General features: G+C 47.6%; 23 protein-coding genes. 17 read left to right on the top strand and 6 right to left on the bottom strand.

Features of this window, described 5'->3' with window-relative positions; translation table 11 throughout:
- Position 1: 1 nt before the first annotated feature.
- Both dprA and R7P67_RS16940 read right to left on the bottom strand, forming a co-directional pair.
- On the bottom strand, positions 2 to 1111 hold the full coding sequence (dprA, locus tag R7P67_RS16945) for a DNA-processing protein DprA (protein ID WP_042523881.1): 1110 nt from the start codon (positions 1109 to 1111) through the stop codon (positions 2 to 4).
- Positions 1095 to 2189: a LysM peptidoglycan-binding domain-containing protein gene (locus R7P67_RS16940; RefSeq protein WP_042523883.1), complete on the bottom strand. Its 1095-nt coding sequence runs from the start codon at positions 2187 to 2189 to the stop codon at positions 1095 to 1097. The genes dprA and R7P67_RS16940 overlap by 17 nt, the downstream gene beginning before the upstream one ends.
- Positions 2190 to 2327: 138 nt before the next feature.
- Here R7P67_RS16940 and def point away from each other — a divergent pair, with 138 nt between their 5' ends.
- The 6 genes from def to R7P67_RS16910 all read left to right on the top strand — a co-directional run bounded on the left by def (position 2328) and on the right by R7P67_RS16910 (position 8697).
- Complete coding sequence (gene def, locus R7P67_RS16935; RefSeq protein ID WP_005379068.1) at positions 2328 to 2846, top strand: peptide deformylase; 519 nt, start codon at positions 2328 to 2330, stop codon at positions 2844 to 2846.
- Between the two features lie 33 nt (positions 2847 to 2879).
- Complete coding sequence (gene fmt / locus R7P67_RS16930; protein WP_017635609.1) at positions 2880 to 3827, top strand: methionyl-tRNA formyltransferase; 948 nt, start codon at positions 2880 to 2882, stop codon at positions 3825 to 3827.
- Positions 3828 to 3907: 80 nt separating this feature from the next.
- A complete protein-coding gene (gene rsmB, locus R7P67_RS16925; protein ID WP_262654158.1) occupies positions 3908 to 5191 on the top strand; it encodes a 16S rRNA (cytosine(967)-C(5))-methyltransferase RsmB in 1284 nt (427 codons plus the stop codon).
- A 63-nt stretch (positions 5192 to 5254) separates the two neighbouring features.
- Positions 5255 to 6631 carry a Trk system potassium transporter TrkA gene (trkA, locus tag R7P67_RS16920; RefSeq protein ID WP_005379062.1) on the top strand — a complete coding sequence of 459 codons (1377 nt, stop codon included), beginning with the start codon at positions 5255 to 5257 and terminating at the stop codon, positions 6629 to 6631.
- Between the two features lie 9 nt (positions 6632 to 6640).
- Positions 6641 to 8086 (top strand): TrkH family potassium uptake protein, encoded by a 1446-nt coding sequence (locus R7P67_RS16915; protein WP_017821575.1) that lies wholly within the window; start codon positions 6641 to 6643, stop codon positions 8084 to 8086.
- Positions 8087 to 8112: 26 nt separating this feature from the next.
- On the top strand, positions 8113 to 8697 hold the full coding sequence (locus tag R7P67_RS16910; protein WP_054575337.1) for a DUF3157 family protein: 585 nt from the start codon (positions 8113 to 8115) through the stop codon (positions 8695 to 8697).
- 33 nt (positions 8698 to 8730) lie between these two features.
- Here the strand turns inward: R7P67_RS16910 and trhA are convergent, their stop codons facing one another.
- Both trhA and R7P67_RS16900 read right to left on the bottom strand, forming a co-directional pair.
- On the bottom strand, positions 8731 to 9384 hold the full coding sequence (gene trhA, locus R7P67_RS16905) for a PAQR family membrane homeostasis protein TrhA (protein WP_195723066.1): 654 nt from the start codon (positions 9382 to 9384) through the stop codon (positions 8731 to 8733).
- A gap of 70 nt (positions 9385 to 9454) precedes the next feature.
- On the bottom strand, positions 9455 to 10261 hold the full coding sequence (locus R7P67_RS16900) for a sporulation protein (RefSeq protein ID WP_005379045.1): 807 nt from the start codon (positions 10259 to 10261) through the stop codon (positions 9455 to 9457).
- A gap of 296 nt (positions 10262 to 10557) precedes the next feature.
- Here R7P67_RS16900 and R7P67_RS16895 point away from each other — a divergent pair, with 296 nt between their 5' ends.
- The 5 genes from R7P67_RS16895 (at position 10558) to R7P67_RS16875 (ending at position 14565) form a co-directional block, all read left to right on the top strand.
- On the top strand, positions 10558 to 10725 hold the full coding sequence (locus R7P67_RS16895; RefSeq protein WP_005379043.1) for a hypothetical protein: 168 nt from the start codon (positions 10558 to 10560) through the stop codon (positions 10723 to 10725).
- Between the two features lie 166 nt (positions 10726 to 10891).
- Positions 10892 to 11158, top strand: a complete 267-nt coding sequence (locus tag R7P67_RS16890) for a YihD family protein (protein ID WP_005379040.1) — start codon at positions 10892 to 10894, stop codon at positions 11156 to 11158.
- Positions 11159 to 11466: 308 nt separating this feature from the next.
- On the top strand, positions 11467 to 12888 hold the full coding sequence (gene ccoG / locus R7P67_RS16885) for a cytochrome c oxidase accessory protein CcoG (protein WP_262654156.1): 1422 nt from the start codon (positions 11467 to 11469) through the stop codon (positions 12886 to 12888).
- Positions 12889 to 12941: 53 nt separating this feature from the next.
- A complete protein-coding gene (locus tag R7P67_RS16880) occupies positions 12942 to 13928 on the top strand; it encodes a serine/threonine protein kinase (protein ID WP_031777274.1) in 987 nt (328 codons plus the stop codon).
- A 34-nt stretch (positions 13929 to 13962) separates the two neighbouring features.
- A complete protein-coding gene (locus R7P67_RS16875; protein ID WP_005379036.1) occupies positions 13963 to 14565 on the top strand; it encodes a thiol:disulfide interchange protein DsbA/DsbL in 603 nt (200 codons plus the stop codon).
- A gap of 46 nt (positions 14566 to 14611) precedes the next feature.
- Here the strand turns inward: R7P67_RS16875 and R7P67_RS16870 are convergent, their stop codons facing one another.
- A complete protein-coding gene (locus R7P67_RS16870) occupies positions 14612 to 15490 on the bottom strand; it encodes an acyltransferase (protein ID WP_137282462.1) in 879 nt (292 codons plus the stop codon).
- A 149-nt stretch (positions 15491 to 15639) separates the two neighbouring features.
- On the opposite strand from R7P67_RS16870, the gene R7P67_RS16865 reads away from it, so the two are divergent.
- Positions 15640 to 16596 (top strand): DUF2860 domain-containing protein, encoded by a 957-nt coding sequence (locus tag R7P67_RS16865; protein ID WP_054729808.1) that lies wholly within the window; start codon positions 15640 to 15642, stop codon positions 16594 to 16596.
- Positions 16597 to 16651: 55 nt separating this feature from the next.
- On the opposite strand, the gene R7P67_RS16860 is transcribed toward R7P67_RS16865, so the two are convergent.
- Entirely contained in the window at positions 16652 to 18175 is a 1524-nt protein-coding gene (locus tag R7P67_RS16860) for a YifB family Mg chelatase-like AAA ATPase (RefSeq protein ID WP_005383862.1), read from the bottom strand.
- A gap of 465 nt (positions 18176 to 18640) precedes the next feature.
- Between R7P67_RS16860 and ilvG the strand changes: the two genes are divergently transcribed.
- Genes ilvG through ilvA form a run of 5 tightly spaced genes read left to right on the top strand, consistent with a single transcriptional unit; the run spans position 18641 to position 24939 of the window.
- Positions 18641 to 20287 (top strand): acetolactate synthase 2 catalytic subunit, encoded by a 1647-nt coding sequence (gene ilvG / locus R7P67_RS16855; protein ID WP_053350673.1) that lies wholly within the window; start codon positions 18641 to 18643, stop codon positions 20285 to 20287.
- Between the two features lie 11 nt (positions 20288 to 20298).
- Entirely contained in the window at positions 20299 to 20583 is a 285-nt protein-coding gene (ilvM, locus tag R7P67_RS16850; RefSeq protein ID WP_005378958.1) for an acetolactate synthase 2 small subunit, read from the top strand.
- 12 nt (positions 20584 to 20595) lie between these two features.
- Positions 20596 to 21534 (top strand): branched-chain-amino-acid transaminase, encoded by a 939-nt coding sequence (gene ilvE, locus R7P67_RS16845; protein ID WP_005378953.1) that lies wholly within the window; start codon positions 20596 to 20598, stop codon positions 21532 to 21534.
- Positions 21535 to 21547: 13 nt separating this feature from the next.
- Positions 21548 to 23389 carry a dihydroxy-acid dehydratase gene (gene ilvD / locus R7P67_RS16840; protein ID WP_005383859.1) on the top strand — a complete coding sequence of 614 codons (1842 nt, stop codon included), beginning with the start codon at positions 21548 to 21550 and terminating at the stop codon, positions 23387 to 23389.
- Positions 23390 to 23391: 2 nt separating this feature from the next.
- Positions 23392 to 24939 (top strand): threonine ammonia-lyase, biosynthetic, encoded by a 1548-nt coding sequence (gene ilvA, locus R7P67_RS16835; RefSeq protein WP_215810514.1) that lies wholly within the window; start codon positions 23392 to 23394, stop codon positions 24937 to 24939.
- Positions 24940 to 24993: the final 54 nt, after the last annotated feature.

Genomic DNA, 24993 nt, shown 5'->3' with positions numbered 1-24993 from the left:
GCTAGCCCCTCCCCTTTCGAATATAGCCACCTGAAACCGCAACGACATGCCCAGAGAGTTCTAACTCTAAGAGCTGCATCATGACTTCTTGGACAGGTATATTGGTCCTGTTTGCAAGAATATCAACCGGTGTAGCTTCACTTCCTACGTTAGCTAACAGCTGAGGAAATGGCAATTCTTCTTCATCATTTAACGTAGAAAATAAATCGGTACTCTGATTAATAGACCAATCAAGCAAGGACTGTATTTCATCTAAGACATCTTTCGTCTTTTCTACGAGGCAAGCGCCATGACGTATCAACTGGTTTCCACCGCAGGCATTGGGGGCATTGATTGACGCTGGCAGCGCAAATACTTCTCGACCTTGCTCAAGCGCGTAACGAGCTGTAATTAACGAGCCGCTCTTTTTCGCCGCCTCGACGACCAGTACACCAAGCGATAATCCACTAATAATACGATTACGACGCGGGAAGTTTTCTGGGCGCGGCTTGGCATTAGGCCGAAACTCAGACACCAAAGCCCCGTGTTCAATAACACGTTGCGCTAAACCACGATGACGTGCCGGATAAATATTTGCTAAGCCAGATCCTAGCACCGCAATCGTCTTACCACCCGCTTGCAACGCACCATCATGCGCATGACCATCAATGCCTAAAGCGAGACCACTGGTGACAATAAAATCGTGCTGAACAAACTCTGCAGCAAACTGACGTGCATGCTGTAATCCATCAATACTCGCATTTCGACTTCCAACCATCGCGATTTGTGGCTGAGAAAGACAAGTAGGATTTCCTTGAACAAAAAGTAGAGGTGGCGGTGCAACGATTTGTTTGAGCTGAGGTGGATAACACGGGTCAGTCAGTGTCAGGATATGATGATTTGTAGAAGCCTCAAGCCAACTTAAACAAGCATCGACTTCTTTATCTGTTGAAGCCCAAGCTTGAATTTGCTTAGTTGTTAACCCAAGTTGTTGTAGCTGTTCAGGAGAGAAGTTTACGATGTTACGTGGCGTGTCTCTTGCCAGTAGCTTATTCATTTTGACGCCGCCAATGCCTGGTAAACAACTCAGTTTTAACCAGGCATCGAGATCATCGTTATTTCGTCGATTCATCGATGGTTAATTCGTCCGCCAACGGTGACACCACCGAAATATCTTGGTTAATGGGTTTCGTACTGTTAGTGATCAGTGCCAAGCTAAAGTACTCATAAGGACGAATGACCAGCAACTCACCAACTTTGCTTTGAGGCAAAGTAATTTTCTTATCAAGCACGCCAAACTCTTTCTTGAACTCATCGCCGTCTTTGTAAACTGGGTGCGCGTCTTCTTTTAAATCAAACACACTGCCTTGCTTGAGATTGTCTGACGTGCCTTTATCAATCACCACGACTTGGTTAGTTGAACTAAAGCGAATACCTTCGATATTACCTAGCAACTTTGCAGAACTGCCTTGTGGCGACGGCAGCGGATAGAACGTAGTCGTGAAGTCAGTATTCTCAACCGATTGATTTGGCAACGCGATATCGTTACGTAGGATTTCTTGCATTTGCGATGTAAGCTTCAAACCTGAATAATCACTCGAAGCTTCAACGAGCTCGCCTTTGGCAATCAAACGCAGCGCGGTAATCTCTTCGGACACATCGTCACGCGAAAAGGTAGCTACTGGTCGATAAATAGCCCAACCTGTCGCGGTCTGATTGCCATTGATATACAGCACATCTCCTGCAGTCAGATACTTACTGCCTTTGCTGCTACCCATCACTTTTGCTGCTCTGTTCAACGAATCTTTATCTAGCAACCGATCCGATTTAAGGTAAGGCATCACCAAACCTTCCGCGACCGTTGGTACGGCTTTCTTTTCTGTGATGCGAGCTTTCGGGCTCAGCTTCTTAACCGGTTTTAGGCTCAACACGGGCTGACCGTTAATCCACACCAAAGACAGCTTGTCACCGGGATAAATTAAATGAGGGTTATCGATTTCCGGGTTTACTTGCCATAAACGAGGCCACAACCACGGGCTATCTAAGTACATGGCCGAAATATCCCATAGCGTATCGCCCTTCACAACTACATATGTTTGTGGCGCATCATCTTTAACAGTCAGTGGGTTCGCATCCACATTTGCTACAGCGTTGAAAGAGAAAAGTAACGGCAACGTAACACTGGCAACGTTGCGGAAAATTCGATTCATGACCCTCGTCCTTGGTCTATTAAGCAGGAACCAGAATGGAAATTGGTGCAAGGATGCTGTCATTTAGGCTATAAAATGTCTAGAATTGAGCCAACAAGGTTTGTGCTGTTTCGGCACAGTTCAATATTTCGAGTGAATATGTCTGTATTACAAGTATTAACATTCCCGGATGATCGCCTGCGCACAGTCGCAAAGCCTGTTGAAGCGGTGACACCTGAGATTCAAAAAATCGTCGATGACATGATTGAAACCATGTACGACGAAGAAGGTATTGGCCTTGCTGCAACGCAGGTTGATATCCACAAACGTATCGTAGTGATTGATATTTCAGAAACTCGCGATGAGCCGATGGTGCTAATCAACCCTGAGATTCTGGAAAAGCGTGGCGAAGATGGCATCGAAGAAGGCTGTCTGTCGGTACCAGGTGCGCGCGCACTTGTGCCTCGCGCTGCAGAAGTTACCGTTAAAGCACTGGATCGTGATGGCAAAGAGTTCACCTTTGAAGCCGACGACCTGCTAGCGATTTGTGTTCAACACGAGCTTGATCACTTACAAGGTAAGCTGTTCGTGGATTACCTATCGCCACTGAAACGCAAACGCATTCAGGACAAGCTAGCGAAAATCAAACGCTTTAACGAGAAGCAGCAAAACGCTTAATCTCGAACCATACCAATTAGAAGGAAGTCTACCTTGAGTCAGTCTTTACGAATTGTCTTTGCAGGTACTCCGGATTTCGCCGCCCGTCACTTGGCGGCGTTGTTGTCTTCGGAGCATGAAGTCATCGCGGTTTACACAAACCCAGATCGTCCAGCGGGTCGTGGCAAAAAAATGGCTGCGCCACCGGTAAAACAACTGGCGCTAGAACACAATATCCCGGTTTACCAACCTGAAAGCTTTAAGTCCGACGAAGCGAAACAAGAACTTGCCGATCTGAACGCCGACCTCATGGTTGTCGTGGCGTACGGTATGCTGCTGCCACAAGCGGTTCTTGATACCCCTAAACTGGGTTGTATCAACGTACATGGTTCTATCCTACCTCGTTGGCGTGGTGCGGCTCCAATCCAACGCTCTATTTGGGCGGGCGATGCAGAAACTGGCGTGACCATCATGCAGATGGACATCGGTCTCGACACTGGTGATATGCTGAAGATTGCAACTCTGCCAATCGAAGCGACAGATACCAGCGCTTCAATGTACGAAAAATTGGCTGAGCTTGGTCCAGAAGCCCTGATTGACTGCCTAGTAGACATTGCTGCGGGTAAAGCAGTGCCAGTGAAGCAAGACGATGAGCTAGCGAACTATGCGAAAAAGCTCAGCAAAGAAGAAGCACGCATCAACTGGAACGACGATGCGGCGCACATTGAGCGCTGCGTTCGTGCATTTAACCCATGGCCAATGAGCCACTTTGAGGCGGCAGAAAACAGCATCAAAGTATGGCAAAGCCGTGTGGCAGAGCAAACCAGTGACAAGCCAGCCGGCACCATCGTACAAGCAGATAAAACCGGTATTTATGTTGCGACAGGCAACGGCGTACTGGTGCTAGAGCAACTGCAAGTTCCGGGCAAAAAAGCCATGTCAGTTCAGGATATTCTGAATTCGCGTGCGGCTTGGTTTGAAGTTGGCACTCTGCTGGTTTAAGCCATATTAGGGGTTATCATCCCCAATAATACGAACTTTTAGAGGGCAGAGATGCCCTCCTTTACTTTAAGGTACTCATCATGAATGTTCGCGCTGCGGCTGCTAACGTCCTGTATCTTGTCGTCGACAAGGGCCACTCACTTTCAAGCGCTCTTCCAGCGGCTCAACAAACGGTACGACCTCGTGACCATGCTCTGCTACAAGAGATCTGTTACGGTGCGCTACGTTACCTCCCTCGCCTAGAAATGATCGCAAACCAGTTGATGGATAAGCCGCTCAAAGGCAAACAACGTGTATTCCATCACCTAATTCTGGTTGGTATTTACCAACTGAGCTTCATGCGTATTCCTGCGCACGCAGCAGTCGGTGAAACGGTTGAAGGCACTAAAGAGCTGAAAGGTCCTCGTCTGCGTGGTTTGATTAACGCGGTATTGCGTAACTACCAGCGCAACCAAGAAGAACTCGACCAAATGGCCGTCAGCAACAACGCTGGCAAGTACGGTCACCCAAGCTGGTTACTAAAACTGCTGCAAGAGGCCTACCCAAAGCAATGGGAAAGTATTGTTGAAGCGAACAACCAAAAAGCACCAATGTGGCTGCGTGTGAACCATCAACACCACACTCGTGATGAATACCTTGCGCTGCTCAAAAATGAAAACATTGATAGCACGCCACACACAGAAGCAATGGACGCCATAAAATTGGCCGCACCATGTGACGTGATGAAGCTACCTGGTTTTGATAAAGGTTGGGTTTCGGTACAAGATGCGGCGGCGCAGCTTTCGATCAACTACCTAAAACCACAAGACGGCGAACTGATTTTAGATTGCTGTGCTGCGCCAGGTGGCAAGACTGCGCACATTCTAGAGCGCACGTCGGGCAGTGAAGTGGTCGCGATTGACTGCGACGACACACGCTTGAAACGTGTGCATGAAAACCTGAAGCGTCTCAACCTTCAGGCAAAAGTGGTTTGCGGTGATGCGCGTAATCCACAAAAATGGTGGCAAGGCGAGCAATTTGATCGCATTTTGCTGGATGCCCCATGTTCTGCGACTGGCGTGATTCGTCGTCACCCAGACATCAAATGGCTACGTCGTGCAGACGACATCGCCGCATTAGCAGAGCTGCAAAGTGAAATTTTTGATGCCATGTGGACGCAACTGAAGCCCGGCGGCACAATGGTTTACGCGACTTGTTCAATCACACCGCAAGAAAACGTGGAGCAAGTAAAAGCGTTTTTAGCACGTACCGCGGATGCGCAACTGCTGGATTCCGATCCCGACCAGCCTGGTCGTCAAATTCTACCAGGCGAAGAAGATATGGATGGTTTCTACTACGCAGTGCTAACTAAAACACACGCGTAACAGCATGCTAAATAGGGCGATTGAAGTGATTTCAATCGCCTTTTTCAGATACGAGAAAAGAGTATGAAGATCATTATTCTTGGTGCAGGTCAGGTTGGCGGCACACTGGCAGAAAACCTAGTGGGTGAAAACAACGACATCACCATCGTCGACAATAATGCCGACCGACTGCGTGAATTACAGGACAAATACGACCTACGTGTGGTCAATGGCCATGCGAGCCATCCAGACGTGCTACACGAAGCTGGCGCGCAAGACGCCGATATGCTCGTCGCAGTAACCAACACTGATGAAACCAACATGGCTGCCTGTCAGGTCGCGTTCACTCTATTCAATACCCCAAACCGCGTTGCACGTATTCGCTCTCCAGAATACTTGGCAGAAAAAGAAGCCCTGTTTAAATCTGGCGCTATTCCTGTTGATCACCTTATCGCACCAGAAGAACTCGTCACGAGCTACATCGAACGTCTGATCCAATACCCAGGCGCGCTGCAAGTGGTGAGCTTTGCTGAACAGAAAGTCAGCCTAGTGGCGGTGAAAGCCTACTATGGTGGCCCGCTGGTGGGTAATGCGCTGTCTGCTTTGCGTGAGCACATGCCGCACATCGATACCCGTGTGGCGGCTATTTTCCGCCAGGGTCGCCCGATTCGCCCACAAGGCACCACGATTATTGAAGCCGACGATGAAGTGTTCTTCGTTGCAGCAAGTAATCATATTCGCTCAGTGATGAGTGAGCTTCAGCGTCTAGAAAAACCGTACCGCCGCATCATGATTGTTGGCGGGGGTAACATCGGCGCAAGCTTGGCTAAACGCCTAGAGCAAACTTACAGCGTGAAGCTGATTGAGCGTAACTACCAGCGTGCAGAAAAGCTCTCTGAGCAACTAGAAAACACCATCGTGTTCTGCGGTGATGCGGCAGACCAAGAGCTTCTCTCGGAAGAGAACATCGACCAAGTCGACGTCTTCATCGCGCTGACCAACGAAGATGAAACCAACATCATGTCTGCAATGTTGGCAAAACGCATGGGCGCTAAAAAAGTGATGGTGCTGATCCAACGTGGCGCTTATGTAGACCTGGTACAAGGCGGCGTAATTGATGTAGCAATCTCACCTCAGCAAGCCACTATTTCAGCCTTGCTAACGCACGTTCGTCGCGCTGATATCGTAAACGTGTCCTCACTTCGCCGCGGCGCTGCGGAAGCGATTGAAGCCGTCGCTCACGGTGATGAAAGTACATCTAAAGTGGTTGGACGTGCGATTGGAGATATAAAACTTCCACCTGGGACCACCATTGGTGCTATCGTTCGTGGCGAAGAAGTTCTTATTGCCCACGACCGTACGGTCATCGAGCAGGATGACCATGTGGTGATGTTCCTGGTCAACAAAAAATACGTATCAGACGTCGAAGCGCTATTCCAGCCGAGTCCATTCTTCCTCTAGGATTTTCCTATGGTCAACTTACGTCCCGTACTGTTTGTTATCGGGCTGGTTTTATCCAAACTGGCCCTGTTTATGTACGTGCCGACTTTGGTCGCTTTCTTTACCGGTACGGGGGGATTCCTCGATTTCGCCCAAGCCGTTGTGATCACGCACCTTGCCGCCTTCATCTGCCTAACGATAGGTCGAACCGCCAAGTTCAAACTCAGCGTACGCGATATGTTCCTCATCACCAGTTTGGTTTGGACCATCGCGAGTGCATTTGCCGCCTTGCCATTTGTGTTTATCAACCACATCAGCTTCACCGACGCCTACTTCGAAACGATGTCGGGTATCACCACGACGGGCTCAACGGTGCTCAGTGGCCTAGACAACATGGCGCCGAGTATATTGTTGTGGCGCTCTATTTTACAGTGGCTTGGTGGCATTGGTTTTATCGTGATGGCGGTAGCAGTGCTACCTATGCTGAATGTCGGTGGTATGAAGCTATTCCAAACCGAATCATCAGATTGGTCGGATAAAAGTAGTCCAAGAGCGAAAACGGTCGCCAAAAACATCGTAGCGGTTTATTTGATGCTAACAGGCCTATGTATTTTGGGCTACTTGATCACCGGCATGAACCTGTTCGAAGCAATCAACCATGCCTTTACTACGCTATCGACGGGTGGATACTCTACGTCTGATGGATCAATGAACCACTTCTCTAATGGCGCACATTGGGTGGCCACTACCTTTATGTTCTTAGGTGGTTTGCCGTTTTTGCTCTTTATCGCCGCGTTACGTAAACGCCGTATTGATGTGTTGGTTAACGACGCTCAAGTTAGAGGATTTGCGTACCTGTTCGTATTCTCTAGCTTAGTGATTTCAGCTTGGCTAGTGATTCGAGATGGGTACACCATTTTGGATGCCCTGCGAGTGTCGATGTTTAATATTGTCTCTGTCGTCACCACAACTGGCTTTGGCTTAGAAGACTTCACCGCATGGGGCGCATTACCCACTACTCTTTTCGCATTCTTAATGATGGCGGGAGCATGCTCAGGATCAACGTCTGGCGGGATCAAAATCTTCCGCTTCCAAATTGCGATGACGCTGCTAAACAAACAAATGATGAAGTTGATTCACCCTTCAGGGGTGTTTGTACAGCGTTATAACCAGCGACCGGTGAATGATGATATTGTTCGCTCAGTGGTGGCATTTGGCTTGATGTTTTTTATCACCATTATCTTTATCGCGGGTTGTTTAAGTGCTCTTGGCCTCGACCCTGTGACCAGTATTTCTGGCTCAATCACCGCCGTTGCCAATGTTGGCCCTGGTATGGGTAGTGTGATTGGCCCGACAGGCAACTTCGCGCCTCTGCCCGATACTGCCAAATGGCTCTTAAGCTTTGGGATGTTAATGGGCCGCTTGGAAATTCTGACTATTCTTGTACTGTTCTTTCCTGCGTTTTGGCGCCGCTAAGCAGACTCTAATTAAAAGGTATAACAATGAAAACATGGATTACTCTGGCGACCCTACTTGCCGCCTCATCCACATACGCCGCCGAGGTCATCACTTTAGCCGATGGTCGAGAAGTGAAGTTGAACGATGACTTTACCTGGGAATACGTCATGAAAAAACCGGCGCAGCAAGCGACGGAGACACAAACAACAGCAAGCGTAGTTGAAACAATCGCAGCTCCTGCGATTGCGACAATTCCAGTGGTAACGAAAACCGTTGGCACGACCGTGGTGGTAAACGCCAAAAAGCCAACCATGCAGCTATCAGATTCAGGTGTGGATGTATTGATTGGTTCAGCAAGCTATCAAAGCGGTGAGCTTGTTTTACCTACATCAATCACCAACCAAAGCTCTCAATCTGTCATTCAAGTGGAAGTTGAGGTGCAAGTGTTTGATATGTCTGGTCAGCAACTGGCAAAAGAAAACGTAACAGTTTGGCAATCCATCAAGCGCATGGCGGATACCTACCTGCGACCACAGCAAGCGGAACAAGGTAAGAGCATTAAATTGGCTGTACCGCAATCACAGCAATATCAGTTTTCTGCCAAAGTGCTAGAGGTAAAAACTCGCTAATACGTGTTTAATATTCTTTGTTGAGCCTATCGGTTAGATAGGCTCAACAAAGTAATAAATCGCAAAGAAATGGCACACGCAGCCAGCCAAAACAAAGCCGTGCCAAATCGCATGGTTAAAGGGAATGCGCTTCGCGACGTAGAAAATTACCCCTAGTGAATACACAATTCCACCAGCAGCAAGCAGTGTAAGTCCGCCGACATCCAAGTTAATAGCTAATTGATAAATCACAATCAACGATAACCATCCCATCACCAAATACGTCATCAAAGAAAGCTTTTTAAATCGATAGACGAACGCAACTTTCATGATGATGCCGATCAACGCAATGCTCCAAATAACGATCATCAACCCAAATGCTAGAGGTGTTCTTAAGCTGACTAACAAGAAAGGGGTATAGCTGCCTGCTATCAAAAGATAAATAGCACAATGGTCGAAGGTTTTTAGCCAACGTTTCGCTTTGGGATGAGGGATCGCATGATAGAGCGTCGAGGCCAAAAATAGCACGATAATACTCGCACCATAAATCGTCATACTGGTAAGCGTTAAAGTGTCAGCTTGATGGTCTATGGCTTTAACTAACAGCAGTATCAAGCCAACAATACCAAAAATCATCCCTATACCGTGGGTGATGGTATTGGCCAGTTCTTCACGTTGACTGTATTGAGGTTTCTGCAGCTCGGACATCAATGCGCCTATACTAGAGTTTGAAATTTGCTCTAGTATGGCACATTAGGCTTACACGTGTAAGCTTAAATTAAGACTCATGAACGGCAGTAGTTTGATCGAGATAATTGAGGACAAGTTCGCCAACTTGATCTGGCTTAGTCGTGGCAGGGATGGTCAGCTCTCGCTTGAGTTTGCCACTACCCAGTAAGCTCGCGAGCATGCCACCTTGCCCCTTGCGTGTGCGGTCAACTTCAAACCACAACTTGAGCTCTTGCTCACTTCGGTGGGCAACAAATTCTAATTCGCGCCACACGCCGTGGTAAGGTCCGTCGGTTGGCACCAGTTCAAACTCTTGCACAAATGGTAGATCGAATCCTTTCACTTCCTCGCATTCCACCTGGCGAATTCGTAAACCTTGCGCTTCAAATGCAGATAGTACCGCATCCATCAGTGGATCAGGTCGAACGGTGAGGATGTCTTTATCAGTCGGATCCAAAGCAGCAGCAACGTCTAAGCCGGTTTCTAACCATACTTTGGCATCACCAATGGTGACAGGCGTGTTCCAAGGCACATCGAGCTTAACATCGAAGGTACGCTCTTCGCCGGAATGGATGGTAAATGCGTAAGGGAGACTCCACTTAGCAAGCACATGAGTTTGAGGTACTCGGCGCATGCTGTGTCCTTCTCGCGCACCACGGTCATCAGGGGCTTCTGCGATGTAGCGGCAACAGAGTTTTAAATCAATGTTGTCGATCGCTTGTTCAGTCGCACCACCATATACATGGATCGACACATCCACACTTTGACCTGGGTATAGCACGTCTTGGTTTAAGATTGAGTCTACCTTCGCGCTCCCAATCCCAAAACTGGCAAGTGTCTTCTTCAAAAATGACATAGGCACCTCCTTCATCGAGATCTCATACTACTACTGCTGATCGTGGGATCAAACAAAAATTGCCTCGAACATCGCGACAAAATGACAAAATCTAAACAATTCAATTGCTCAACTATCGACCAATTATTACAAGGATGCTAATCTTACACTTGATATGCATGCATATCGGTATTCCTGACTCATTAACTGGATTGGCGAGAGCCAGAAGAGTGATTCTTCAATCTTGTTGGAGCCTAGCTCATAATGATTCAGGCCATTACATCGGCAATGGATATGCCTGACAGTTAGGTAAATTAATGCGCCCAACAACAGTCAGGTTCGCACACACTAATACTAGTGCAATGCGCCGCCGCAGTGGCTTTACTACTGCACCAAAGGCAAAGCAAGTTGCGCCAGCAATGACATTGGTTGAGAAGACAGCAATGATGTCGAGTGTTCCGGCCAAAGTTATCAAAGCAGCTTAATCAAAAGCGCGGCGCCAGCTGCGCTTTTTTCTTTGCACGCGACTCATAAAGCTTCAAAGACTTAGAACAAACTACAGTGAAAGAGATAGTTTTTCCTATTTGGTCTTAGCAAAGCAATTTGGTACCTTTACTGCTAATTACACCTATAAATTCTGTGGAGAAAGAAATGAAGTGTCATCGCATTGAAGAGCTGCTTGAGCTACTAGAGCCTGAATGGCATAAAGATCAAGAGCTGAATCTCTTGCAGTTCATCGTTAAGCTGGCAAAAGAAGCAGGCTATAAAGGAAAGCTAGAAGATCTGACCGACGATGTACTGATCTACCACCTTAAAATGCGTAATAGCAGCAAAGATGAAATGATCCCTGGACTCAAAAAAGACCAAGAGGACGATTTTAAAACGGCGATCCTACGCGCTCGTGGCATCATCAAATAACCAGCTCAACAGCCAGTATTCTTTAAGCGACTCTCTCTGTGAGTCGCTTTTTTATAACCAAAGTTTTTAGTCCCACAATTGGTTATAACTGTTCAGCCAATTATCAGGTTAACTGTACTGATTTTTGTTGTTAAACATTGACTGCGTTAAAGAAACGGAATTGTTATTGATTGTATAATCGCCGTTCATCAGTATTTACTAAAATAATTATGTTCGGTCATCTTTATGACGGAACGAGCAGCAATGTCATCGAGCGACATCAATAGAAATGACGCCGTACATTATAAAAGCCTAAGAAGGATGAGTGCATGAGTCAGGACAAGATCGATATCAAAGATGTGACTCCTAAAACCTATAATCCCAAAACCCATAAAGGAAACGGGGATCGGTTCAACCCAAGTAATCGCATCTATGTACGCGAAAGCAAAGGGACTTACCAGAAACTGCGTCGTTACAGTGGTTGGTTCTTACTACTTCTCTTCGCTTTGATACCGTGGATTCCTTACGGTGAACGTCAAGCGATCTTGCTTGATATTGGCAACCAGCAGTTCAACTTTTTCGGTACCACCCTGTACCCACAAGATCTTACCCTACTCGCCTTGCTGTTTGTGATCGCGGCGTTTGGGTTGTTCTTTATTACCACCTTCTTAGGTCGGGTTTGGTGTGGCTATCTCTGCCCACAAACCGTCTGGACCTTCATGTATATCTGGTTTGAAGAGAAGCTGGAAGGTAGTGCCAATAAACGCCGTAAACAAGACTCCAATAAGCTGACAGCGAATTTAGCGATGCGTAAAACCGTCAAACATATAGCTTGGTTTGCCATTGCACTCGCCACTGGTTTTACTTTTGTTGGCTACTTCGTGCCAATGAAGCAATTGGTTATCGACTTTTTCACCTTTAACGCCAACTTCTGGCCCGTCTTTTGGGTAATGTTCTTTGCCATTTGTACTTATGGTAATGCTGGTTGGATGCGTTCCATCATGTGTATTCACATGTGTCCTTACGCGCGCTTCCAGTCTGCCATGTTTGATAAAGACACCTTCATCGTTGGCTACGATGCAAAACGTGGGGAAAAACGTGGCCCACGTCCGCGTAAAGCCGATCCAAAGCAACTTGGTTTGGGTGATTGTATTGATTGTGATTTGTGTGTGCAGGTGTGCCCAACAGGTATCGATATTCGTGACGGCTTGCAGTATGAATGTATCAACTGTGGCGCCTGTATTGATGCGTGTGATAACACCATGGATCGCATGGGCTACGAGAAAGGCCTAATTAGTTATACCACCGAGCATCGCTTATCGGGTAAGAGTACCAAAGTCATGCGTCCGAAGCTGCTAGGCTATGGTGCCGTACTACTCGTCATGGTCGGTCTTTTCTTTGCCCAAATTGCAGCGGTAGACCCAGCCGGCATGAGTGTTATTCGCGACCGTAACCAACTGTTCCGCGTTAATGGCTCGGGAGAAGTAGAAAACACCTACACCCTCAAGGTGATCAACAAAACTCAGCAAGTGCAAGAGTACTCGTTGGATGTTGAAGGGCTATCCGATGTAAGCTGGTATGGTAAGCAGACAATTCAGGTCCAGCCAGGTGAGGTATTAAACCTGCCAATGAGTCTTGGTGCCGATCCTGACAAGCTAAACTCTGCGATTACGACAATTCAGTTTATACTCACCGATAAGAGCAACGAATTCACTATTGAAGTAGAAAGCCGTTTTATTAAAAAACTATAGCGCTACTTCAGTGACTAACGGAAAAAGGCTCAGTAATGAGCCTTTTTGTTTATATGTCCCAAAGTATGTTTAACTTTGACGCCCTTACCCCAGACTTTATGTGGTACGCGTTAGAAAGCATCGGCGTTCGCGCAGAATCAGGCTTTCTTCCCCTCAATAGCTACGAAAACCGTGTTTATCAATTCACTGACGAAGAGCGTCGTCGTTATGTCGTCAAGTTTTACCGTCCTGAACGTTGGAGCAATGAACAGATCCAAGAGGAACACGACTTTACTTTAGAGCTGATTGGCAATGAGATCCCCGTCGCACCACCTGTGCGCATCAACGGTGAAACCCTGCATCACTATCAAGGCTATGCTTTTGCGCTGTTTGATAGCGTGGGTGGTCGCCAATACGAGGTTGACAATTTAGATCAGCTCGAAGGTGTAGGGCGTTTCCTTGGCCGAATCCATAAAGTCGGCAGCCGCCAAGCCTTCCAACATCGTCCTACTATTGGCTTACAAGAATACCTGTATCAACCAAGAGAGATTCTGCAAAACGCCAATATGATTCCAATGCACTTGGAGAACAGCTTCTTCAATGACTTGGATATGCTGATCAAATCAATTGAAAGCCACTGGCAAGAAGGCTTCAATATCATTCGTTTGCATGGCGATTGCCACCCAGGCAATATTTTGTGGCGAGATGGCCCTATGTTTGTTGATTTGGATGACGCTCGTAACGGCCCTGCAGTACAAGACTTATGGATGCTATTGAACGGTGAACGCCAAGACAAACTGATGCAGTTGGATATTGTTTTAGAGGCTTACCAAGAGTTTTGCGACTTTAATCCTGCAGAATTGAAACTAATCGAGCCACTTCGCGGTCTACGAATGGTGCACTATATGGCATGGCTAGCAAAACGTTGGCATGACCCTGCATTTCCTCTCGCTTTTCCATGGTTTAATGAGCCAAAATACTGGGAAGGTCAGGTCCTTGCATTTAAAGAGCAGATCGCCGCTTTAGAAGAAGCACCGCTGTCTTTAATGCCTCAATGGTAAGTCAGGCCAAAAATTCAAAAATGGAGATATTTCGATGAAAAAACTGTTCGCACTGTTTTCTATGCTGATGTTAAGCCTGTCGGCACATGCAGCGCAATTCAAAGAAGGTGAACATTACAAAGTATTGGATCTTGAGGCATCAAAAAAACCTCTTGTGACGGAGTTTTTCTCTTTCTACTGCCCGCACTGTAATAGCTTTGAACCAGTTATCCAGCAACTGAAAAAGCAGTTGCCAGAAGGTACTAAGCTATTAAAAAACCACGTTTCTTTCATGGGTGGCAACATGGGCCCATCAATGAGCAAAGCCTACGCAACGATGGTTGCATTAAAAGTGGAAGACAAAATGGTGCCAGTGATGTTTAACCGCATCCACAATCTAAAGAAGGCGCCACGTAATGATGAAGAACTTCGTCAAATCTTCCTTGATGAAGGTGTAGACGCGAAAAAATTCGATTCTGCATTCAAAGGCTTCGCGGTTGATTCAATGGTTCGCCGTATGGACAAGCAATTTGAAAACAGCGGTCTAACCGGCGTTCCTGCGGTTATCGTTAACAACAAATACCTAGTTCAAGCACAAAGCATCAAAACGATGGATGAGTACTTCTCTCTGGTGAACTACTTGCTGACACTAAAATAAGCACATCGATATCAATCAAAAGGGGAGCACGTCGCTCCCCTTTTGTTTATTTGTAAATCTCTTGTAGTAACCGATCTTTTTCTTGCCACACATCACCCAACCATTGCTGAAATTGCCGCTTATAGGGCTTATCGTTGAAGTAATCACCGAGCACTCGTTCATCAACGGGTAACACATTTACACGCACAACCACCTTGCTCATGCGACCCATCAATAAATCCTTGAACGGTTTATGCGTATTTTCTGGGTACGCCAACGTAACGTCGATAATGCTCTCGAACTGTTCCCCCATCGCCGCTAACGTGTACGCAATCCCGCCCGATTTTGGTTGCAGCAAATATTGATAGTTTGCTTTACTCTTACGCTGCTTTTCTTCGGTAAATCGAGTTCCTTCGACATAGTTAACCACTGTGGTTGGACTGTGTTTGAACTTAGCGCACGAGCGACGTGTCGTCTCTAAATCTTGACCTCGCTTATGAGGGTTGCGGATCAGATACTCTCGCGAATAGCGACGCATAAATGGCATATCGAGCGCCCAACACGCCATCCCGATGAAAGGCACATACAGCAGTTGTTGCTTGAGGAAAAACTTCGGCATGGGAATACGGTCTTTAAACACGCAGCAAAGCACAACAATATCTGTCCAACTGAGATGGTTACTGATCAGCAGATACCACCCGTCTTTTTTAAGCGCTTCACCGCCCTGAACATCCCACTCAACACGGTTAGATACTGCCAGAATGCACGCATTAACGGTAGCCCATAACCACATCACCTTATTGGCACAAGCGGTCGCTATCGCTTTTAGCTTTACGCCAGGAAGCAATATTTTAAATACAGCGATAACACAAATTGCGAGTGAACAAACCGCAGAATTGAGAATCACAAAAGAAGCGTTAAAAAAAAATAACAAATATGCCAACATGATAGTCAAACAACAGTGATAATGTGTGAAGAATAAAACAGCGTGTAATTATACTGCGCCTTTGCCACATTGGAACATGCGTGGGAATGGTCAGATTTGTTACCGCAACCAATATGTGCACCACTCATTCGACAACAAGGAGATAACGAATGAAACCAAGGCTACTTCTCTTGCCTTTGGCCTTTGTCGTCAGTTCTGCTCAGGCTCAACTCGCTGAAACCGCAGGTTTTGGCGGTGAAATTTCGCTGAATGCCGGATTCATATCATCAGAATCCAATTTCAATACAGAAAATAGTAACACCATCGATTCTCTCGATAAGCGTGCCGATAGTGACAGTTCCGTTATCGCTGCACCGCTAGGGAGTGTGACATACACCTTTGGTAGCCGACTCAACCACCAAGTTTACGCCGGTACCACACGCTCAGATGTCGCGGTAGGTACACTCGCTTTTCAGTTGGGCTATCAACACGAGCTACAATCTGGCACCGTGCTCGATGTTTCCTATCTGCCGACGGTACTCAAAGGCGAAACTTGGCGCAACCCTTATCAAGTAGGAACCGCACGTAAAGAGACGGATGTTGACGGCAATGCATATCGCTTTCAGATCAAAGGGTTAATTGATAAGAACTTCAACCTTGATCTTGCTTATGCTGATAAAGACATCGAGCAGGAGGAAGTGACAGACCGCTCACTTGCTCGCGATGCTAACCTTTACTATGTCAAAGGCGACTATCGCATTCCACTCAACCAAACGTCTATGTTGCAACCCGCTTTCACCTACATCAATCAAGATGCCGACGGTAAGGCGGAATCATTTGATTCGTACGGGTTTGACATCAGCTGGTTTAAATTTATCAATCGCCATCGATTGGCTCTCACCGCGGGTTATGCATGGAAAGACTATCAAGGAGCTAGCCAAACTTTTGCTAAAACACGAAATGACGACACCATCAGCCTATTTGCGGCCTACGAATATCAAAACGTATTTGACTGGCAAGACTGGTCGTTCATTTCTTTAGCCGGCTATAGCCAAACTGACTCGAATATCACGTTTTATGAGGAGAAAGAGTACCTATTGTCGCTTGGTCTCAACTACACCTTCTAACGCCCTTCATCGCAACAAGGGGCTTACAACACTTGTTGCGATGACACTTTGCTGTCTATACCGCTTGCGCCGTAAGCTGTTTCAGTAAACGGTCCATCGCTCGATACCCAAGTGCCTCGGCCAAGTGCGTTCGTTCAATTTGCTCCGCCCCATCCAGATCGGCGATTGTTCGCGCCACTTTGATAATACGATGATACGCACGAATCGAAAGCCCTAAACGATGCAAAGCGGTTTCAAGAAACTCAGCATCACTCTTGTGCAAGGGACAAAACGCCTCAATTTCTCGACTACCTAGCAGTGCATTGACCTTACCACTGCGGTTTAGCATATTGTTACGCGCATGGCTCACACGCGCTTTTACGATAGCAGTCGGCTCACCGCGATCACCACCTTCTGCTAATGTCCCTTTGGGCAAAGCTGGGATTTCTAAAGACATATCAAAGCGATCTAACAGTGGTCCAGATAATCGACCAAGGTAGCGCAAAATAGCTTGTGGATTGGTGCGCGCTTGATTGCCTTCGTAATATCCTGTCGGGCTTGGGTTCAAGGCTCCGACTAATTGGAAACGAGCCGGAAAGCGTGTTTTACCTTGCGCTCGAGAGATAATGATCTCGCCAGATTCGAGCGGTTCGCGTAACGAGTCCAGAACTTTACGATCAAATTCGGGCATTTCATCGAGAAACAATAACCCGTTGTGGGCTAAAGAGATCTCCCCTGGTCTGGGTACCGAACCACCGCCGACTAATGCCGCCATTGAACTTGAATGATGCGGAGAACGAAACGGACGCGACTTCCAGTTATGCTCATTAATTTCACTCTGAGTCAACGATGCCACCGAAGCGGTTTCCATTGCTTCTTCGTCACTCATTTCCGGTAATAAGTCACACAAACGCGAAGCCAACATCGTTTTTCCAGTACCTGGCGGGCCAAGGAAAAGTAAGTTGTGGTTTCCAGCGGCAGCAATCTCCAGTGCTCGCTTACCTTGTTGTTGGCCAATAATATCTTGTAAGTCTCGACCATGTTTTTCGATCGTTTTTCGCTTAGGCGTTTGAAAAAGATTCAGTCGATGTTGACCACAAAGCTCGGCACATACTTCCAGTAATGATTGGGCCGATTTATGTTGTTCCTTCCCCACCAGCGCCGCCTGATCGCCATTCACATGTGGGACGACCAAATGACGTTGAATCTTACTGGCTTCCAGCGCAGCAGGCAGCACACCTTTTACAGGTCTCAGACCACCAGATAACGCTAACTCACCAACAAATTCGTAGTTTTTGAGCTTATCTGTCGCGATTTGCTCCGAAGCGGCCAAAATTCCCAATGCAATAGGAAGATCAAAACGCCCTCCCTCCTTGGGTAGATCTGCCGGAGCCAAGTTCACGGTGATCCGCTTAGCAGGAAATTGAAAGTTAGAATTAATGATCGCACTGCGTACGCGATCTTTGGACTCTTTTACCGTTGTCTCTGGCAAGCCTACTAAGGTAAACCCTGGCATGCCGTTGCTGATATGAACTTCTACACTAACCGATGGCGCTTGCACCCCGACGCTTGCTCGACTATGAATGATTGCCAGCCCCATACGTTCCTCAATTTTTTTGAACACTCTGTAAACAAATGTTTTATCTAGTTGGTTATGTTATATACCGCGTCCCAATTGAGAGTTAATGTGAAAAAAGAATGACTTTTTGCTTGTCATGCAGCGGAATTGTGTGATACCACTAATGACGCAAACAATTTCGTAGAACATTACACAACATTTTTTAACGAAAAAAGAACGACAGACAGATGAACCTTTTCGCTCATATCAACGCACTGCTAGCCCTGATTATCGTGGTCATTATTGGCACCGCGCGGGGTATTGTGGGCGAAAGGTAACCACAAATTACAAAAAACCCCCGCACTGAAAAGTCCGGGGGTTTTTTTACAACTACAAGTTGTCATCTGTCTAACCCTCGGACAGTTTAACGGGAAGAATGGGAGTGCACATGAAGTGCAATAAATATGGCAATCGCTACGAGCCACAACGTAGCAAAGGAGGTTTACGATGACTGGTGCACAACTTGTCGTAGCCGCTTTAAGACAGCAAGGCATCGAAACCGTTTTTGGCTACCCCGGCGGGGCCATCATGCCAATCTATGATGCTTTGTATGACGGTGGGGTGGAACACATCCTATGCCGTCACGAGCAAGGGGCCGCTATGGCAGCTATCGGGATGGCTCGTTCCACTCAAGACGTTGCTGTGTGCATGGCAACTTCTGGCCCAGGAGCCACTAACCTTGTTACCGGCCTTGCCGACGCTTTCCTTGACTCCGTACCTCTAGTTGCCATCACAGGCCAGGTTGCTAGCTCTCATATCGGTACCGATGCATTCCAAGAAATGGATGTGATCGGAATGTCCCTAGCCTGTACTAAGCACAGCTATCTCGTGACCGAAATTGAAGATCTAGCTCCGACACTTGCCGAAGCCTTTGAGGTCGCAAAAACCGGTCGTCCGGGTCCTGTCATTGTCGATATCGCCAAAGACGTTCAACTCGCTCAAGCACCTACAGACCTTCTTCCTCCATACATAGCACCAGCAATCGAAGATGTCAGCGCTGAAGATATCAAACGTGCGCAAGATGTGCTGGCAGCATCTACTCGCCCAGTGTTGTATGTTGGTGGTGGCGTGCAACTTGCGAAAGCAACCGATGCAGTACGCGAATTTCTTCGCTTAAACCCAATGCCTGCAGTTAGCACATTAAAAGGCCTCGGTACCATTGAACGCCATGATCCTCACTATCTTGGTATGTTGGGTATGCATGGCACCAAAGCCGCTAACCTAGTGGTTCAAGAAGCCGATCTATTGATTGTGGTTGGCGCGCGTTTTGATGACCGTGTGACGGGTAAGCTCGACACGTTTGCACCAAATGCGAAAGTGATTCACATCGACATTGATGCTGCGGAGATTCATAAACTGCGCCACGCCAACGCACCATTACGTGGCGACATCAACACCATTCTTCCTCAGCTAGAGCTGACTCAAGATATCTCACCGTGGGTTCATCACAGTGAAAGTCTGCGCAGCGGCTTTAAGTGGCGTTACGACCACCCGGGCGAATTAATCTACGCACCGCTATTGCTTAAACAACTGTCTGACATGATGCCAGATAGCTCAATTGTCTCGACCGACGTCGGTCAGCACCAGATGTGGACAGCGCAACATATCCAGCCACGCGAACCACAAAATTTCATCACTTCTGCTGGCCTTGGCACCATGGGCTTTGGCTTGCCAGCAGCGATGGGCGCTGCAGTCGCACGTCCTGATGATCAGTCTATCCTTATTACAGGTGACGGTTCATTTATGATGAACGTTCAGGAATTGGGCACGCTGAAGCGTCGTCAGATTCCAGTGAAGATTGTCCTTCTTAATAACCAACGTCTTGGCATGGTTCGCCAATGGCAGTCATTGTTCTTTGACGGTCGCCACAGTGAAACCATTCTTGATGACAACCCAGATTTCGTGATGTTAGCAAAAGCGTTCGATATCCCGGGCAAAACCATCACCAAGAAAGAAGAAGTCGAACCTGCTCTCAAAGAGATGCTAGCGAGTGAAACTTCTTACATGCTTCACGTTTTGATTGATGAAGAAGAAAACGTGTGGCCATTGGTGCCACCTGGCGCATCAAACAGTGATATGTTGGAAAATACATAGGAGACAATCGCATGGACAGATATTTACTCGACATCAAAGCCGATGACAAACCGGTACTGTTGGAGCGCGTTCTACGTGTGATTCGTCACCGAGGCTTCGTGATCAAACAAGTCGCTGCTACGCAAAACCACGAAAGCAAAGTAGCCAGCGTCGAGATCATCGTCGACAGCGATCGACCAATCTCGTTTTTGATCAATCAAATAGAGAAGTTGTGGGACGTTCGTAAGGTTGAGGTGCTAAAAATCCGCAACGATGAACTGCCAAATCACAACTTACAACAACACGTAAGTGCATAAGGAAGGCAACAAATGGCAACGAAAACTGCAGATTTCATTTGGTTTAATGGTGAGATGGTTCCATGGGCAGAGGCGAACGTTCACGTTCTGACTCACGCAATGCACTATGGTACATCCGTGTTTGAAGGCGTGCGCTGTTACAACACACCAAAAGGCCCAATTGTCTTCCGTCACCGTGAGCATGCACAACGTCTAAAAGATTCTGCCAAGATTTACCGCTTTCCGATCCCTTTCTCTGTAGAAGAAATCATGGAAGCGACCCGCGAAACGCTGCGCCAAAACAAACTCGACAGCGCTTACATTCGTCCATTGGGTTTTGTCGGTAATGTTGGCTTAGGCGTATGTCCACCAGTTGGCACTGAGATGGATCTAATCATTGCAGCATTTCCTTGGGGCTCTTACTTAGGCGAAGAAGCGCTAGAAAAAGGTGTCGACGCGATGATTTCAAGCTGGAACCGCGCTGCGCCAAACACCATCCCAACTGCGGCTAAAGCAGGCGGTAACTACCTATCTTCACTACTGGTTGGTGGTGAAGCCCGTCGTCACGGTTACGACGAAGGTATTGCGCTAAGCGTAGATGGTTACCTATCGGAAGGGGCTGGTGAAAACATCTTCGTTATCAAAGATGGCGTAATCACCACACCACCAGCAACTAGCGCGATTCTACCGGGCATCACTCGTGACTCGATCATGACAATTGCACGCGATAAAGGCTACGAAGTACGTGAAGCGAACATTGCTCGTGAAGCCCTTTACCTTGCCGATGAAGTCTTCATGACAGGTACTGCGGCTGAGATTGTACCAGTGGCAACCATCGACAAGATTGAAGTGGGCACTGGTAAGCGCGGCCCTATCACTAAAGAACTACAAGCAGCCTACTTTGGCCTATTTGACGGCACCACGGAAGATAAGTGGGGCTGGTTAGACTATGTGTACCCAGAACAGAAGTAAGAAGGATTAGGAAATGCCAAAATATAGATCAGCTACCACCACACATGGTCGTAACATGGCGGGTGCACGAGCACTGTGGCGTGCAACGGGTGTGAAAGAAGAAGACTTCGGTAAACCAATCATCGCCGTTGTAAACTCGTTTACTCAATTTGTTCCGGGTCACGTACACCTGAAAGACATGGGCCAGCTTGTAGCGCGTGAAATCGAAAAAGCCGGCGGCATCGCAAAAGAATTCAACACCATCGCGGTTGATGATGGTATCGCAATGGGTCACGGCGGCATGCTGTACTCACTGCCTTCACGCGAACTTATCGCAGACTCTGTGGAGTACATGGTCAACGCGCACTGTGCCGATGCCATGGTATGTATCTCTAACTGTGACAAAATCACTCCGGGAATGTTGATGGCATCTATGCGTCTCAACATCCCGGTTATCTTTGTTTCTGGTGGTCCAATGGAAGCGGGTAAAACCAAGCTTTCTGATCAGATCATCAAACTAGACCTTGTAGATGCGATGATCCAAGGCGCGGATCCAAAAGTGTCTGATGAGCAAAGCGAGCAGATCGAACGCAGCGCATGTCCAACGTGTGGATCGTGTTCAGGCATGTTCACTGCAAACTCGATGAACTGTCTAACAGAAGCACTGGGTCTTTCTCAACCAGGTAACGGTTCTATGCTGGCAACGCACGCTGACCGTGAACAACTGTTCCTTAATGCAGGTCGTCGCATCGTTGAACTGACTCGTCGTTACTACGAGCAAGATGACGAATCAGCACTGCCACGCAACATCGCTACGTTTGATGCGTTCGAAAATGCGATGGCACTGGATATTGCAATGGGTGGCTCAACCAACACCATTTTGCACCTGTTGGCTGCAGCGCAAGAAGGTGAAGTGGATTTCGATATGGAAGATATCGATCGCCTATCACGCCAAGTACCACACCTATGTAAAGTGGCACCATCTACCCAGAAATATCACATGGAAGACGTACACCGCGCTGGTGGCGTCATGGCAATTCTTGGTGAGTTAGATCGTGCAGGTCTTCTACACAATGATGCGCGCACCGTGCTTGGCCTTTCGATGAAAGAGCAGCTGGCGAAATACGACATCATCCAAACTGAAGACGAAGAAGTACTTAAGTTCTACCGCGCAGGTCCTGCGGGAATTCGTACTACTCAAGCGTTCTCACAAGATTGCCGCTGGGATCGCCTTGATGACGACCGTGCGGAAGGCTGTATTCGTACTATCGATCATGCCTTTAGCCAAGAAGGTGGCCTAGCCGTTCTATCAGGCAACATCGCATTAGATGGTTGTATCGTTAAGACTGCTGGTGTGGATGAGAGCATTCATAAATTCACTGGCCCAGCCGTAGTTTTCGAAAGCCAAGAAGACGCCGTAGAAGGCATCTTAGGCGGCAAAGTAAAAGCTGGCGACGTGGTTGTTATCCGTTACGAAGGCCCTAAAGGTGGTCCGGGCATGCAAGAAATGCTTTACCCAACCACTTATCTAAAATCGATGGGCCTTGGCAAAGAGTGTGCACTTCTGACTGACGGCCGTTTCTCTGGCGGCACATCAGGTCTTTCTATCGGCCACGCCTCTCCTGAAGCAGCAAACGGCGGTGCAATTGGCCTGGTAAAAGAAGGCGATATGATCGCAATTGATATTCCAAACCGTTCAATTTCACTCCAAGTGTCTGAACAAGAACTTGCTGAGCGCCGTGCAAAACAAGACGAACTAGGCTGGAAACCAGTTGACCGCCAACGTGAAGTTTCATTTGCACTCAAAGCGTACGCGAGTATGGCAACCAGTGCTGACAAGGGTGCAGTACGAGACAAGTCGAAGCTAGAGGGCTAGCAATGATGGAAGCTCAACCCGAAAAACAAGTGAACCAAACTGGCGCAGATTATCTGCGCCAAATCCTTCGCGCACCTGTTTATGAAGTAGCAACAGTGACGCCACTGCAAGAAATGCCTCGTTTATCTGCACGTATCGGGAATAATGTGCAGATCAAGCGTGAAGATCGCCAACCCGTACACTCGTTCAAATTGCGCGGTGCATACAACATGGTGGCGAGTTTATCTGAAGCACAGAAAGCCGCTGGTGTCATTGCAGCATCGGCAGGTAACCACGCTCAAGGCATGGCGCTCTCTGGTACTAAGCTAGGCATCAAGACCACCATCGTGATGCCCAAAACCACACCAGACATCAAAGTCGATGCGGTACGTGGCTTCGGTGGCAATGTAGTGCTGCACGGCAGCAACTTTGATGAGGCAAAAGCCGAGGCAGAGCGTCTATCCGAGTTAAACGGGTACACCTTTGTCCCTCCTTTCGATCACCCACTGGTGATTGCAGGTCAAGGCACCATCGGCATGGAAATGCTGCAGCAAAATGGTCATCTTGATTACATTTTCGTCCCTGTCGGTGGTGGCGGTTTGGCTGCGGGTGTTGCGGTACTTGTGAAGCAACTGATGCCAGAAATCAAAGTGATTGCAGTTGAGCCAGAAGATTCGTCATGCCTCAAAGCGGCATTGGATGCAGGTGAACCAGTAGTATTAGACCAGGTCAGCATGTTTGCCGATGGCGTTGCAGTAAAACGCATTGGTGAAGAGACGTTTCGTCTATGCCAAAAGTACATTGATGGCCATATTGCAGTCTCTAGCGATGAAATCTGCGCAGCAGTAAAAGACATCTTTGAAGACACCCGTGCGATTGCAGAGCCTTCTGGCGCGCTTGCTCTGGCGGGTTTGAAGAAGTTTGCTGAACAGAACAAGCTGAAAGACAAAAACCTAGGTACGGTATTGTCTGGCGCAAACACCAACTTCCACGGTCTGCGTTATGTTTCTGAACGCTGCGAGCTTGGTGAAAAACGTGAAGGTCTGCTTGCCGTCACCATCCCTGAGCGTCAAGGTGCTTTCTTTGAGTTCTGTAATCTCATTGGCGGCCGTGCCGTGACAGAGTTTAACTACCGCTACAACGATGACGCATTGGCAAATATCTTTGTCGGTGTGCGTTTGCAAGGCGGTCAGGAAGAGCTAGAACATATCATTCACGACTTACGTGATGGTGGCTACCCAGTGGTTGACCTGTCTGATGATGAAATGGCGAAACTGCACGTGCGCTACATGATTGGTGGTAAGCCGTCTAAGCCGCTTAAAGAGCGCCTCTACAGCTTTGAATTCCCAGAGTACCCTGGGGCGCTACTTAAGTTCTTAAGCACACTCGGCACACACTGGAATATCAGTTTGTTCAACTACCGTAACCACGGCGCTGACTACGGACGTGTTTTATGTGGTTTCGAGTTAGATGAAAGCGATTTAGCTCAGTTTTCTGCACATTTACGTGAACTTGGCTATCAATGCAAAGACGAGACAGACAACCCATCGTATAAGTTTTTCTTGTCATAAAACGCCACATTTTAAACATATCAATGAAAACACCTCGCTAATGCGAGGTGTTTT

It is taken from the genome of Vibrio sp. Vb0937 (assembly GCF_033338855.1).
Note: the sequence above shows the minus strand (reverse complement) of the source record. Positions and strands in the feature narration are given on the sequence as shown.